Below are 13,567 nucleotides of genomic sequence, written 5' to 3' on the forward strand. Positions count from 1 at the left end.
CGCTTCAGATTCTTAAATTTTCGCAATGAACCTTCCTTAGAAGTGAACCTCATTACATAACCGTGTGCCGGGGCTGGCGCGGTGGGTGCTTTCGAACTCTCTAATGCACGCCGTATTCGTCCGGTTTTTCTGGCTCTTGCGACGTCGCGCGGGGGCAATTCGCAGGTAAGGAGGGGGCGATGAAATACGCCGTCACGGAAATGCAGCTCGACGTCAAAGGTCAGGAGCTCGCGGATCTTGAGATCTTATCTTTCACGGGCATGGAAAAGATTTCCGCGCCGTTCGAGTACACCATCCGCTTCCTGACAAGCACGGATACCATCAGCCAGACACTGGCCGGTAAGCAGGTGAGCTTCCAGTATGGCGTGGAGGGGCTGCTGCCCCGCATGGAGCTGGCCTACGTGCACGGCTTCATCAGCACGCACAACGTGCTCGGGCTCTCGCTGTCGCGCAAATACATCACCCAGATCGTTGTCGTTCCTCGGCTTTCGCGCCTCGGCTACAGCGGCCAGCGCCAGGTGTCGGGCACGACGGCGCCGATCAAGATGCACGAGCTCGCCAAGGCGATGCTCGATCCGGCGACCTTCAAGAAGGACACCTCGACCGCCGCCCAGTTCGCCGACGAGCAGCCGATCGATTGCGACGTGCCCGGTGACATCGTGTCGACGCAGCGCAACTTCGTGCTCCAGTATTACGAGAGCGACCTCGATTTTTTCCGCCGTATCCTGGAGCAGGAAGGCATCTTCTTCTTCATTACCAACGACGAGACGAAAGAGACGGTCAATTTCGGCGACAAAAACCAAGTCTTCAAGAAGATCGACGGCAAGATAAGCTACGTCCCGGACAACGTGGCCAACGCGCCGCAGACCGAGCACATCCGCAGCGTGACGACGATGTCCAGCTTCGTCGAGAAGGAGACGTACGCTCGCGACTACAACTACGACAAGGCGGACCAGAGCGCCCAGTTCCTGCGCAGTCACGCCGTCAATTCGAACGGAGGCGGGGCGACCGTCACCTACGATGATCACTTCGAGTCGACATCAGACGGCGACCGCTATGCGCAAATCCACGCCGAGAAGCTGCTGACCTATCAGATGCAGTACAATTGCTCGACGAACTCGACCCGGCTCCGGCCTGGCATGCTGTTCGACCTCGACACCGACGAGCGCAAGCTGTCCTCGCTCAACCAGCGCTACCTCGTGCTGAAGTCCAGCACGAACTTCTCGCAGGCCTCGGATGACGTGCCGGGTTCCTCGGCGGCGCCGTTCTCCAATGCGATCATCTGCGTCGCGCTGCCGGCCGACGCGACGACGTTCCGCCCCTACCCGTCGCAGCAGAAGCCGCGGGTGCAGGGCGTGCTGAATGCGATCATCGACAACGATACGAGCGGGACCGAGGCCAAGGTCGAGAGCAACGGCACCTACCGGATCCGGCTGATCGAGGAGGAAAGCACGACCACGCGCCTGCCCGCCGGCAAGGCGAGTGCCGACGTGCGACAGGCCCAGCCCTTCGGTGGCGCCGGCGGGACCGGTCTCCAGTTCCCGCTCTACAAGAGCACCGAAGTGCTGCTCGCGTTCATCGAGGGAGATCCCGACAGGCCGGTGATCGTCGGCACGGTCGCCAACTCCGAGAACAAGTCGGTGCTCGGGAGCATCGACAGTTCCCTGAGCATCAACAAGACCAACGTGATCCGCACGAGCTCCGGGATCTCGATCGAACTGATCGACGGATAGGCGGTATGCATTCCGGACGGGCCTGATCCCAGGCCCGTCCAGATGCGCCGCTCGGCCGGAGATCGGGCATCGCGCCGGATCCCGTCCGTCGAGACATGGTTTCGGGTCGGTTCGGTCCGGACCGAAATTCCTCTATCGTTACGGCCTTCCCCGTCCGGCAGGACGTCGCGGGGGAGAAAGCCGCAAGCAGGAAAGATCCGCCGATGGTGCAGTCCGTCTGGCATCCGCCGGAACACGAAACCGACGCGTTCACCGCGGCCGTCCTCGACGCCGTCCGCTACCGCCTTCCGCACCATTTCGCCGCGCGTTCGACCGAGGCGATCCAGCTTGGCGAGGACCGCAGCACGCTGCCGGACGGAACCCCGGTGGTGGTGCGGGCTGCGGCGCAATACTCCCAGGGCGACGAATGGCATGGCCGTCCGACGCTCCGCTACGAGATCGGCGGGAACGCGGCCCGGCGCGAGACGGCACGGGCCTTCACCGGACACGCCATCGTGGATGTGGAAACGCAGGCGTTTCTGGAGCTCACCATCCAGTTCATTTCCACCGGCGACGTGCGCCGGTAGGACGGGTGCGGCCGCAAGGCCGGTCCCCACGGCGGTCATTCCGCCCGTGAGCTTGCCACCGGACGAGGCTCCCAAGTGGCGCCGTCAGCCCGCTTCTGCTGGGCCGTCGGCGAGGGCTTCCACGGCCTCGGAGAGGGCCGCCTCGACGCGCTCCACGCACGCCTCCCACGGCGTGCCGGGCTCGCGTTCGACGGGACGGACCGATTTGTACCAGACGGCGGCGCCGGCCTCGTCGGTGCGCCAGTACCAGAGCTGCCGTTTCGGAACCACCGCGACCCCGGGCTTGCCGAGGGCGCCCGCCACATGGATCGGCAGTCCGTCGATGCCGATCACCGCGTCGAGCGCCGAGACCGCCGCGATGAGATCGTCGAGGCTCTGGATGTGCAGGCCGGCGTCGATCGCCTCGGGCATCAGCGACAGCTGCACACGGTTCTGATCCCAGACGAGCGAGACGGCGGTGCCGCCCGTCCGGCCGAGCAGGGCGCGCATATCCTCCACCCGGGGGCCTGGCTTGTAGGGCGCCCAGGCGAACCCGATCCAGGGCTTCGGCATCTCCGCGAGCGCCTGCCGCCACATGGCCACCTTGTCGTCCGACGGCACGAGGTAGGGCGATCCGTCGAGGAGTTCGGCGTCGGAAAGCCCGCACCGCGCCGGCAGCGACAGGAGCGGCACCTTCTCGGCCGCCTCAAGCCACGCCTTGCTGTCCAGTTGCGGCTCCGTGGCCTCGGTGTCGGTGCCGGTGGGATAGGCCACGCAGGAGGCCAGGGGAGCGAGGAAGGAGGGCGCCATCACGCGGATCGTCGCGCCGCGGGCGCGCCCGAGCGCGATGGCGCGCATCAGCGTCACCGCTTCCAGGACCGGCAGCGCATCGTTGAGCTGAACGAGAATGCGGGCCCCCGCGACGGCGGTCGCGTCGACGGGCGGCCAGACCTCGGCGTGGCGGCCGAGCATCATCAGGGCGTGCCGCTCGATCCGCGTGCCCTGGGGCGCGCCGGGCTGCGCGCGCAGGAATTCCCGGGCGGCCGCCAGGGCCTGCTCGGGCCGGCCGGCCCGGTGCAGGAGCTGGGTCATGGTCTCGAGAAGGGCGGGATCCTCGCGCCGGTCCTTCAGCAGGCGGGCGATACCGGCGAGGGCCTGATTGGCGGCTCCGCCGGCAAGCTCCAGCGAGGCGAGGCGGCAGCGCAGCACCACCATGTGCGGATGCATGACCAGGGCCCGGTTGACCAGGCTGAGGGCGCGCGCCGTCTCGCCGGTCTCCTCCAGAGCGCCGGCGAGCACGGCGACGAAGCCCGGATTGAGCGGCTCGGCGAGCAGCGCCCGCTCGGCGTGCTCCAGCGCCTCCTTCGGTCGCCCCGTGGTGCCGTAGAGCGTGGCGAGGTTTGCGTGGGCCTCAGGGGCCTCCGGCGCCAGCTCCACCGCGCGGTGATAGCAGGAGATCGCCTTCGGGAGATCGCCGCGCAGGGTCTGCAAACCGCCCAGCGCAACCAGCACGGCGACCGAGTCGGGCGCTATGCCGTGGGCCTTCTCGATCAGCGGCACGCTCTCTTCGTGCCGACCAAGCGCGATCAGCGTCTCGCCCATCGCAACGAGCGTGTCGACGCTGTCCGGCTCCAGCGTAAGCGCCGCTTCCAGGCAGGTGAGGGCGTTGGCCGGCTCTTCGCGGGCCCTGTAGACCACCGAGAGGTTGCGGTAGGGATCGGCGTTCTTCGGGTCGAGCGTCGTCGCCCGGCCGAGGATCTCGTAGGCTTCGTCGTACTGCCCGCGCAGGAGCAGCACCGCCCCAAGGCCGGCCATGGCCTTGGCATCGCGGGGGTCCTGCTGCAGCACGTCCCGATAGATCGACTCGGCCTCGTTCGGCCGGTTCTGGACGAGATGGCGGCTTGCGGCTGCGAGCCTTTCGTCGACCGTCGGCATCATGATGGTTCTTCCCGCCGCGGGCGATTCCCGATTGCGTGGTGCGGCTGACCGCGCGGCTCACTGAGTGTCTGAGGTGAGTGTCCCAGATCACGATGTAATCCGGTCAAAGCGACCTGATTCCAAAACCGTGATCAATTCTAATATCTTAGAGCGGGATGGGGGCGGAAAGGCGGTTTCCCCTGTTCCCCATCCCGCTCAAGGACGGCGTCCGGGGCAGGCAGAGGGTTGGGCTCCGCCCTATCCGACCGTCACGCGCTTGCCGTCCATGCGCAGGTCTTCCTCGGCGACCAGCACCGTGGTGTAGGACGACTGGGTGAGCACGCCGGTGACCTTCAGTGACATGGTGCCGACGAACTGGTTGTCGGTGTTGTCGATGATCTCGATCCGTTCGAGCGCCTTTGTGACGATGCGCTCGGCCATGGTTTCCTGGGAGCGCGTGTTGGTCTGGGTGCGGCCGTAGACCTGGCGCAGCGTCTCGCCGGTCATCGTCAGCGTCCCGGCCATGATGTCTGCGGTGGCCGACTGGATCGCGACGCTGCCGGCGGATACGGCATAGGGGCCGGGCGTTTCCACCGCGACGCTCTGGCCGCGCAGGCGCAGCGCGCCGTCGGGGTTCGACACCAGCACGTCGCGCGTCGCACCCTCGGCCCGCGACAGGATGTGCAGGATGGTGCCCCGGCCGTCTTCCTCGACGAGATAGAGCACCCGGTCGCCGGCCTGGGGCTCGACCAGGCAGCTCACCGCGCGCCTGGCGAGGATCGGCCCGCGGTCGGTCTCCAGCCGGAAGCGGGCCGTATGAACCTCGCCGACCTCGCCGTGCGCCATCACAGCCTCGCCGCGGGCCGCCTGGATTTCTGCCGTCGCTTCGCTGACTTCGGCGACGAGGGTGGTGCCGGGGCTGCTGGTCTGCATGTCTGTCTTCCTGAAGCCTGTGCCGTGTTCGCTCAAGTGCGCGTGACCCGCCTTATCGCGAATGCGTGACGGTGCGGCGTCTGCCGCCGGTGCCGTCCTACTCGGTGTTGATTTGCGGAGCAGCGTTGATCTCGTTCGCAACGCCGGTGAGATCCGACATGATGTCCTCCTCGGTGATGTCGATGGAGATGTTGCTGAAGTCGATGGCGAACGTGTCGGTGATGAGATTGCCGACGCGGGTCTTCAAGGCGCTCGCGCCCGTCTTGATGCCGTGCAGCTTCGTCTTGATCTGGTGCATCTCGAGCTCGGTGCCCGTCGAACTCGACGAGATGACCGCCGCCGTCGAGGCGTTTCCCGTAAAAACGGTCAGCGATCCCCGTATAAAGCAGTAATAGCTGTCATAGTTGAAGTTTAAGATCATCGGAATCTCGATGGTCTCCAGCGTCTTGATCGCCATTTCGGTCTGGCTTTCTTCTTTCTCGTCTCCATAGATCTCGTGCCAGCCGCCACGCATCGTGCACGAATAACCACCTTCTTCACAGTAGATCTTCACATCCGCGCCGTAAGAGTGGACCTGTACGTCGGCCGTCGTCGTCATCGTCGCGCCGGCGGATTCGACGTCCGGGACATCGGAGTTCGCGGTCACCGGCGAACCGGCCTGCAGGAAGAGCGAGTGCGAGGTGAGGGTGAAGTTGTTGGTCGCCTCCACGGTCAGGTTGCCGGAGGAGACGTTGATGTCCACCGTCTTCTGCGCCTGGGCGAACAACGGCTTGCCGGAGACGAGCGCGAACTCACCCTTGGTGGTCATCAGGACGCCGGTCGAGGTCGTCTTGTCGCCCGTATAGTTCAACGGAAACCCGTCGTCGCCGGACATGTAGGACCCCAGGCGCAGTTCCGCCTGCTGGGAAGCGGTCTGCCCCGGAACCGTCATGCGATAGGTGCTGGCCATTGCGCGTCTCCGATGACGATGGTGTCCGCGATCGCGGGCGACTACATGGTGTTGCTGACGCCGACGTTGGACGCGACCGAATTGGACTGGACGCCGACCATCTTGTTGACGAGCTTGCCGCCGGTGACGCCGTTTCGCAGGCTTTCCTGTTTGACCTCGGCGAGCTCCTCCTCCTGCATCAGGACGCCAATCAGACCGAACACGTTCTTCATGTACGCCCCGAAGCCCTTGTTCTCGTTCGCGGCAAAGGCGATTTCGTTCGTCATCAGGCTGTATCCGGTTTTCAGGATGGACGTTTCGGAGGTGTAGATCGCGACCGAAGACCTGATGCCGACCATCACGAAGATGTCGAAGCCCGCCGTGATGTCCAGGGACATGTACAGGACGATCGACTGGGACATGCCGTGGGTGATGGTCTTGCTCTGGGTCTGTGTGGTCGATTCCGTCTCGTTCGAGATGTAGACGTCGCCATCCGATTCAAACCTGGTGTCGCCACCGGAATAGATGGTGACCATCTCGCCGGCATAGAGCATGAGCTCTCCGTCGACCGGGGCCTGCGCCTCGTCCGCCTTCGCGACCGCGTTCAGGGCGACGCCCGCCCCCTTGAACGTCGCGTAGGCGCCGCTGCCGGTCACATCCATCTTGAGGTTGACGTCGGTGTCCTTGTCGAACGCGCCGATGACGATGGCCGCCGCGTCCTTCGGCTCGATCTGGATGGCCTGATCGGCGTTCAGATAGTGGTCGCCGGTCGTCGTCATGAAGAAGCCGGCCGAGGAGGAGAACGACCCCGGATACTGGGACGGCTTGAGCCCGGCCTCGGGCGGCTCATAGGCACCGAGCCGCAGGTGCGCGACGAGTTTGCCGTCGGTGTCGTAGGTTGTTGCGTTCCAGCTCGACATGGTGGCACCCGTCCTTCGCAGAATCCTCTGCAGCGGCTCCGGTCAAAAACTGCAGCTCATCGCGCGGGCACGGACCCGGACGGCGTTGGCGCGATTGACGGCGCCGTCCTCGTTGGCGTTGATGTCGGTATCGCTTGCGACGACGACCGCGTTCTGGTTCGAGGTCGCCTGCACGTTCGCCTTCGCCTCGGAGAACGGGACGAGGAGGCCGACGAGGAATGCGCGGATGCCGTGGTTCTCGTTCTTGAACAGCTCCCCCGTGAACTCGATGCCTGTGGCCTCGATGGAGAAGACCGCAAAGGTGTGGTCCGCGACGAGCGGCTCCAGCCCGACCGTTGCGATGTTGATGTCGGCCATCGCATTGATCTCGACGGTGCCGTGCATGATCAGGCTGATCTCGCCCTGGGCGATTTCGACGCCACCTTTTTCGGTTGCCGCGCTGAAGTGCTCGTGCACGACGTAGACGAGATTCTTGCAGTCGATCGAGAAGTCGCCGTCGGACTTCATCGTCACGTCACCGGGCGCCTGCAGATTGATCCCGTTGCCTGATGTGGTCGGCGTCTCCTGGGCGGCGAACGAAACCGTCGCGGCGCGCACGCTCGTCTCGCCCGCGTCGATGATCGAGATCGTCTTGCCGCCCTGGACGTTCATCCCGTCGCCGGCATGGATGTAGGTGCCGCCGTCGACGTTCGTGGTCGTGCAGGAGCTGGTCATCAAATAGATGCCGTCGCTCACCGGGATCGACTTGGAGATCCAGGCGTCTTCCAGCGCCTGATAGGCGCCAAGCCGCAGCGCGCCGGTCGCGCTCGTCGCATCGGCGGCGGTCGGCACGACGATCTGCAGCACCGATGGGGTCGAAGAGTCGGTCATCACGGTCTCGCGTGGGCCTGGGCTGGTGCCGTCAGAGCGGCATCAGCAGCATCTGTTTGATCTGGCCGGGCGCCAGCTCCGCGCCGATGCCGCTCGGCGGCGTGCCATTCGGCAGCGCGACGTTGAGCATCGAGTTGGCGGGCATGAAGTCGAGAAAATAGGTGACCTTGAAGGTCGCGTGCCGGTTCATCATCAGCATCTGGCCGTTGGTCACGCCGGGGCCGATGTCGCCGACGCTGATCGTCGTCGTGCCGAGTTCGTTCTTCGCCGGCATGCAACAGACGAAGTTGGTGACCTGGGTCGGCACGTCGGTCGCCGAGGTGCCGGTGTTCACGGTCGGCAACACGACGATGCCGACGAGATCGACGGACGCATTGATGTTCATGCCCGTCGGGCTGGTCGCGCAGGTGAAGATCATGTCTGGCCCCTCGTGCCCCGCCGCCGATGACTATTCGGCGAGCTTTACCTTAAACGGATTGTAGCGCTCGGCGACCGCGCGATGCGGATCCGTGCCCTTCGTCGTTCCCGTCGAGCCCGTGCTGAATGTGCTGTCGAGGTCGACCATGTGCAACGAAGTTTGCTGAAATTTAACCTGGCGCAGCGAGGCGCCCTCGACGCGTGCGTTGGCGAAATTGGCGTTGGAGAGATCGGCGCCGTCGAACGCGGCGGCGCGCATGTCCGCTCCCTCGAACTGGGCGATCGACAGGTGGCAGTCCTGGAACGACGTGCGGTGAAGGACTGCGCCGGAGAAGTTCGCCATCTCGAGCTTGCTGCCGGTGAAGTCCGCCTCGCGCAGGTCGGCGCCGTTGAAGATGGCCTTCGAGCCGTCGATGCTGCCGAGGTTGGCCTTGCGCAGGCTGGATTCCATGAAGATCGAGTTGGCGAGGTTGGCGCCGCGCAGATCCACGCCGTCCAGGTTGGCCTTCATGATCGTGCAGTTCTCCAGCGTCTGGCCGGCGAAGGAGTGGCCGCGGAAGTCGCCGTCGATGATCAGCACCTGCTGGAAGCGCGTGTGGGTCAGGTCGGCGGTGCGCAGGTCCGCCTCGGTGAGGAACACCATGTGCAGGACGGCGGTCTTGAAGACGACCTCCGACAGGTCCGACTGCAGCATCGCCACGGTTTCCAACTGGGCCGCCTCGAAGGTCGCGCCGGTGAGGGGCGAGCGGGCGAAGGCACAGCGCAGCATCTCCGTTTCGCTGAAATCGGCGCGCATGAAGGTCGACCCGGCGGCCTGGCAATCCGTCAGCGTCCCGCCGCTGAAATCGGCCTCGTTGGCGTCCGAACTCACCAGCGAAAACCGCGTCAGCTTCATGCCGCCGAAGCGGCTGCGCGGCGCATCGCACATGGTGAACGACGCCTCGTCGAGGGTGGCGTCGCGGAAATCCGCGTCGCTCAGGTCGCAGTCGACGAATTTCGCGCCGGTCAGATCCTGACCCGCGAAGACCGCGCCGCTCAGGTCCTTGGTGACAATCTGCAGGTCGTGCGCGAGATACTCGCGCATCTCCTCAAGCGACAGTTTCTGGCGCGCGAAAGGCGGTCTGGATGAGGTGGGCATGGTGGAGATCCGTTCCCAGGAGCTTGGCGAGGGAGAAGTCCGTGGCGTAGGCGTTGGTCTGCCGCAGGGATGCGAAGGACAGGTCGGCCTTGCGGAGCATCGCGCCGGTAAGGTCGGCGCCGAAGAAGTCGCACTCGCGAAAGTCGGCCCGCAACATCAACGTGTTATGAAGCACCGCGAGGCGGAAGTCGCAGCGCCGGGCGTCGGCCATCATCAGGTTGCATTCCTTCAGGCTGGCCTTGAGGAAACAGCTTTCCTGGATATCGGCGGCCATCCAGCTGGATTTCACCGCGGTGATGCCGGCGAAGCTCGACTTCTTCATCATGATGTCGCCGACGAAGCCGCTGCTCAGCAGCCTCGCGCCGTTGAACCTGACGCGATCGAGGGGCACCTTGATGAAGCCGGTCTTCTCCAGATCGGCTCCGTCGAAGTGCGCGCCGCGCGCCGAACCCTCGATGAAGACGCTCTTGAACAGCCGTGCACCGCGGAAGCTGGCACGGTCGAAATCGCAGCGGATGAACGTCGACTGGCTCACCGTCGACCGGTCGAGGACAACCCCGTGCAGCGAAATGTTGGCGATCGTCCAACGGACGAGCTCAGCGTCCGCGAGGACGACGCCCGCCAGCGACGCCTCCATCAGGTTGGGCTTTTCCACGCGCGCCTTGGTGAAGTCTGCGCCGTCGAGGACCGCTCCGCCGAAATTGGTGTCCTTGATGTCGGCACCGGCGAACCGCGTCCCCTTGAGGTTCGCGCCGGAAAGGGTGGTGCCATGGGCGCGGACGCCGGACAGGTTCGCGCCCTCGAGGTTCGCCCCGTCGAGCATGGTGCCACTGAGATCGATCCCGGACAGATCGGCACCCGCGAGGTCGGCACCGGCGAGGTCGCGTCCGGCGAGATCGGCGACGCCAATCTCCTCGAGAATGAATGTGCCGAGCCGCTTCGCCGTGGCCGGGTTCAGGGGCGGCATCGGTTCGATGACCTTCGGCAGGGCGAGCCGGGCCTTGCGCCCGCCCTCGATGACCATCGGCTCCATCAGGCTCAGGACCGCCTCGATCTTCTGGAGGATCTCCTTCGGGTCGCCGGCTGCCTGCTCGTTGGCGAATTCGGCCATGGAGGCGATGAGGGCATCGAAGCCCTCGCCGGGCGTATCGGTGGCCAGCGACGGCAGCATCTTGGCAAGCGCCTGCTCGGTGGCCGCAAGCTGCTCCTGCCCCGCGGCAGCCTCTGCCGGATCGATCACCTGGCTGTCGACGCCGTCAAGGGCGGTCGAGAGCTTGAGCGGACCGACAACCGCCTGTGCCTGGTCCAGAATCGCTGACAGCCCGGCCGCGTCCATCCGTTCGGCGGCATTCGCCAGCTGCCTGCGGGCTTCGGCGAATGGCTTCGCCTCGGGAAGGTCGAGGGCTCGCGCCCGCGCCTTCGCGAACTGCTCTTCGTCGGTGACGGACAGGAAAGAGAGATCGTCGAACGCCTCGCCGGACAGAAGCGCCTTGGCCTTGGAGACCGCGTCGCTGGAGGCCTGCTGCTTTTCGGGCGGGCTTCCGGCAGCCGCCGCCATTTCCGCGGGCAGCGCCTCGATCCTAGCCGCGATCGCGGCGCGGTCGATCGGCTGGACGCCGATCTGGCCGAGCGCCCCCGCGTAGGCCGGGTCCGCGACGATGTCCGGCTTGAAGTCGTAGATGGTGGGCAGCCCTTTTGGCGCCTTGAAGCCGCCGGCCGCCTCCTGTGCCTGCCGCAACTCTTCCAGCTCGACCAGCATCGTGTCGGCGAACTTCTTCTGTTCCTCCAGATCGTCGAGCATCTCGGCGAAGTCCGCCTCGCCCCGTTCGACCTCGTCCCTGGTCGGGATGGCGATCGGCGGAAGCTTCGGCATCTCGATCTTCGGAAGCAGCGCCGGCGGCAGGTCGTGGTCCTCGAACTGCTTGCGGATGCTGAACGCCTGCGTGGCCTCGAACTTCGCCAGCCGCGCCTTGTAGGCATCGACCTTGCTGGCGCGCCTCGACGCCTTCAGCGCCGGATCGATCTCCGGCGACAGCTGGTAGTCGGCGAGCAGGTACTTGATCTTCTCGTCCGGATCCCGGCGCAGCCGGTAGACCTCGGCGTAGTGGGCGGGGTCGCGCGGCGGATCCGACAGGCGCTCGTAGGCGATCATGACATAGGCGATGTCGTCGCCCTCGATGTCCTCGGACTGGATCGAGCCGCGAAATCCCACCAGGCCTTTGTTCACCGATCCGAAGATCCACACGGTGTCGAGATGCATGTGCAGCTCGTGGAAGCCCTCCGGCGCCGACTTGCGGTGGACGAAGGCGCGCGCGCGGATGCCCGGAAGGCGGGACTCCACGGTCGGGTGGCTGGAGGACATGCCCGACACGTGGATCGGTTCGTCGCCCTTGAAAAAGCCCTTGATCTGCTGGTCGGCCGGCGCGGCGAGGAAGTAGCGGGTGTCGAAGTCCGCCGGGTAGCCCGGGAAGTGCGTCTTCATGTAGTTGCGGTCGTAGGTGCCGATGAAGCGCTGCCGCCACGGGGCGTCGGGCGGGTAGGGGCCGAACCAGGCCGGGTGCGGCGTGTCGTCGATCTCCAGGATCGGGTGGGCGGGGTTTTCCAGGTTGGGAAGCGGTGCCTTGTAGCCGCCCTCGTAGAGACCGCGGGCGCCGATGCCGCGCCCGAGCGGATTCTCGGCGAAGCCCGCACCGCCGAAGGCGAGCTGCGGGACCAGCGGCATGTGGGTGAAGGGCACCGGATCGCTGTAGACCGGGCCATGATCTCCGCGCGTCCATACGCGGTTGCCGATCGCAAGAATGCGCTTGGCGACGGGACCGACCCGCACCTCGACGAGCTGTTTGTCGACGGGATGGCCGCCGGGTGGAATGGCGGAGCCGGCGACGATCACCTCGCCGTTCGGCTTGGGTGCTCCGAGGTCCAGGACCGAACCGGGCGGCAGCTGGTCGGCCGCGGTCGGCCAGAGGCCGGTTTCGATCAACAGATAGTCGGGGGCGAGGAGGTCGAAGAGGCCGAGCGCGGTGACCGTGAAGATTGATCCGCCGTCGTGCGGGGTGCACTTCGTCAGGATACCGAGCCGCATCGGCTTCATGATCCCGGGCATCTGGTCAGCTCCTCGAGGGGGACGGGCGGAGACGGTTCCGACCGACGTGTTCGCCAGACCGGCTCGGTAAGAGGTGGAGCCCCGGGCGCCGAGCCGTCGCACCGAGCCGCAGGCGTTGCGTCACTACAGCCTGCCATCTCGCCATTGACTTAGCCCGTTTTCAACTGGTTCAGGATGAAGGTTTGGACAGGTTGGCAGGCGGTGCGGTCGTCGCGCTGCCGCTGGCGCCCGTTCCGCCCGACGTCGACGCGCTGCCGGAGGTGCTCGTGGCGGCGGCTTTCGGGGCCGGACCGGTCGCCTGGGTGCCGTACTGGCCGGATTCCAGGCCCTGGATCGAGATCGGCGCACCGGTGGCGATGGGGGTGCCGTCGGCGTTCTTCGGGGCGGGCTTGGGAAGGCCGGGGCCGGTGGTGTCGGTCGCCACCGTCACCGGCAGTTTTCCGGCGACCATGAACTCCAGTACGATCGGGAACGTGCCGCCGTCCTTGAACGTCTCGCCGACCCTCTCGAACCTCAGGAAATAGCCGCTGGTGGACATCTCGACCGATCCGCCGGCGGGGATGTCGATACCCTGGACGGTCCGCTGGATCGGGTTGCCCTCGATCACGTAGGTCCGCTGCATCTGGACCGGGCCGGACTTGGGCGACGAGACGCGCAGCAGCCGGTCGGCGGTGCCACCCTTGTTGCGGATGCGCATCAGCGCGAGGGCCGTCCCGGAGCCCTTGGAACGCTTGGAACCCTTGGCCTGCTTGGCGTCCTTCGCGTTCTTGGAGGCCGTTGCCTCCGCGGCCTCGGGATAGATGTAGGGACGGTCGACCTCGATCGACGCCGGCTTGAAGCTGTCGGTCTTGCCCCCGCAGCCGGACAGGAGCAGCGCGGCCAGACAGGCCGCCGTGCCGGCCGTCATCGACTTGCGGTTCATCCTGCCCTCCCGTGCCGGCGACGCCGCCGTCCGCGGCCTGGGGCCACGGGCCGCGTCGGCGGCACCCTTGTTCGTCCGCATCCCTTCTACACGGCGGCGGGGCAGGCTCAACAGTCCGCAGTGCGGTTGAGCGGGTCGGCA

General features: G+C 65.9%; 11 protein-coding genes. 2 read left to right on the forward strand and 9 right to left on the reverse strand.

The genetic code is table 11. The features are described 5' to 3' along the window. Positions 1 to 179: 179 nt before the first annotated feature. Positions 180 to 1,733 carry a type VI secretion system Vgr family protein gene (locus tag ACSSVZ_RS00725; protein ID WP_453967678.1) on the forward strand — a complete coding sequence of 518 codons (1,554 nt, stop codon included), beginning with the start codon at positions 180 to 182 and terminating at the stop codon, positions 1,731 to 1,733. Between the two features lie 203 nt (positions 1,734 to 1,936). Then, complete coding sequence (locus ACSSVZ_RS00730) at positions 1,937 to 2,299, forward strand: hypothetical protein (RefSeq protein WP_453967679.1); 363 nt, start codon at positions 1,937 to 1,939, stop codon at positions 2,297 to 2,299. An 84-nt stretch (positions 2,300 to 2,383) separates the two neighbouring features. Here the strand turns inward: ACSSVZ_RS00730 and ACSSVZ_RS00735 are convergent, their stop codons facing one another. The 9 genes from ACSSVZ_RS00735 to ACSSVZ_RS00775 all read right to left on the reverse strand — a co-directional run bounded on the left by ACSSVZ_RS00735 (position 2,384) and on the right by ACSSVZ_RS00775 (position 13,426). Next, entirely contained in the window at positions 2,384 to 4,216 is a 1,833-nt protein-coding gene (locus ACSSVZ_RS00735; protein ID WP_453967680.1) for a tetratricopeptide repeat protein, read from the reverse strand. Between the two features lie 237 nt (positions 4,217 to 4,453). Further along, positions 4,454 to 5,128 (reverse strand): DUF3540 domain-containing protein, encoded by a 675-nt coding sequence (locus ACSSVZ_RS00740; protein ID WP_453967681.1) that lies wholly within the window; start codon positions 5,126 to 5,128, stop codon positions 4,454 to 4,456. A 97-nt stretch (positions 5,129 to 5,225) separates the two neighbouring features. Beyond that, positions 5,226 to 6,077, reverse strand: a complete 852-nt coding sequence (locus ACSSVZ_RS00745) for a hypothetical protein (protein WP_453967682.1) — start codon at positions 6,075 to 6,077, stop codon at positions 5,226 to 5,228. Positions 6,078 to 6,118: 41 nt separating this feature from the next. Continuing rightward, positions 6,119 to 6,976, reverse strand: coding sequence for a hypothetical protein (locus ACSSVZ_RS00750; protein ID WP_453967683.1), 858 nt, complete (start codon positions 6,974 to 6,976; stop codon positions 6,119 to 6,121). Positions 6,977 to 7,018: 42 nt separating this feature from the next. Next, positions 7,019 to 7,846, reverse strand: coding sequence for a hypothetical protein (locus tag ACSSVZ_RS00755; RefSeq protein WP_453967684.1), 828 nt, complete (start codon positions 7,844 to 7,846; stop codon positions 7,019 to 7,021). Between the two features lie 31 nt (positions 7,847 to 7,877). Continuing rightward, positions 7,878 to 8,264 carry a hypothetical protein gene (locus ACSSVZ_RS00760; RefSeq protein WP_453967685.1) on the reverse strand — a complete coding sequence of 129 codons (387 nt, stop codon included), beginning with the start codon at positions 8,262 to 8,264 and terminating at the stop codon, positions 7,878 to 7,880. 30 nt (positions 8,265 to 8,294) lie between these two features. Next, on the reverse strand, positions 8,295 to 9,401 hold the full coding sequence (locus ACSSVZ_RS00765) for a pentapeptide repeat-containing protein (protein ID WP_453967686.1): 1,107 nt from the start codon (positions 9,399 to 9,401) through the stop codon (positions 8,295 to 8,297). Continuing rightward, positions 9,352 to 12,504, reverse strand: a complete 3,153-nt coding sequence (locus ACSSVZ_RS00770) for a DUF2169 family type VI secretion system accessory protein (RefSeq protein WP_453967687.1) — start codon at positions 12,502 to 12,504, stop codon at positions 9,352 to 9,354. The genes ACSSVZ_RS00765 and ACSSVZ_RS00770 overlap by 50 nt, the downstream gene beginning before the upstream one ends. 169 nt (positions 12,505 to 12,673) lie before the next feature. Then, on the reverse strand, positions 12,674 to 13,426 hold the full coding sequence (locus ACSSVZ_RS00775) for a copper chaperone PCu(A)C (protein ID WP_453967688.1): 753 nt from the start codon (positions 13,424 to 13,426) through the stop codon (positions 12,674 to 12,676). Between the last annotated feature and the right edge of the window lie 141 nt (positions 13,427 to 13,567).

The sequence above is a fragment of the Amorphus sp. MBR-141 genome, assembly GCF_053628695.1.

Excerpts from the sequence above, each read along its gene's own strand:
- ACSSVZ_RS00725 (WP_453967678.1), top strand. The coding sequence starts at position 180 with ATGAAATACGCCGTCACGGAAATGCAGCTCGACGTCAAAGGTCAGGAG.
- ACSSVZ_RS00730 (WP_453967679.1), top strand. The coding sequence starts at position 1,937 with ATGGTGCAGTCCGTCTGGCATCCGCCGGAACACGAAACCGACGCGTTC.
- ACSSVZ_RS00735 (WP_453967680.1), bottom strand. The coding sequence starts at position 4,216 with ATGATGCCGACGGTCGACGAAAGGCTCGCAGCCGCAAGCCGCCATCTC.
- ACSSVZ_RS00740 (WP_453967681.1), bottom strand. The coding sequence starts at position 5,128 with ATGCAGACCAGCAGCCCCGGCACCACCCTCGTCGCCGAAGTCAGCGAA.
- ACSSVZ_RS00745 (WP_453967682.1), bottom strand. The coding sequence starts at position 6,077 with ATGGCCAGCACCTATCGCATGACGGTTCCGGGGCAGACCGCTTCCCAG.
- ACSSVZ_RS00750 (WP_453967683.1), bottom strand. The coding sequence starts at position 6,976 with ATGTCGAGCTGGAACGCAACAACCTACGACACCGACGGCAAACTCGTC.
- ACSSVZ_RS00755 (WP_453967684.1), bottom strand. The coding sequence starts at position 7,846 with ATGACCGACTCTTCGACCCCATCGGTGCTGCAGATCGTCGTGCCGACC.
- ACSSVZ_RS00760 (WP_453967685.1), bottom strand. The coding sequence starts at position 8,264 with ATGATCTTCACCTGCGCGACCAGCCCGACGGGCATGAACATCAATGCG.
- ACSSVZ_RS00765 (WP_453967686.1), bottom strand. The coding sequence starts at position 9,401 with ATGCCCACCTCATCCAGACCGCCTTTCGCGCGCCAGAAACTGTCGCTT.
- ACSSVZ_RS00770 (WP_453967687.1), bottom strand. The coding sequence starts at position 12,504 with ATGCCCGGGATCATGAAGCCGATGCGGCTCGGTATCCTGACGAAGTGC.
- ACSSVZ_RS00775 (WP_453967688.1), bottom strand. The coding sequence starts at position 13,426 with ATGAACCGCAAGTCGATGACGGCCGGCACGGCGGCCTGTCTGGCCGCG.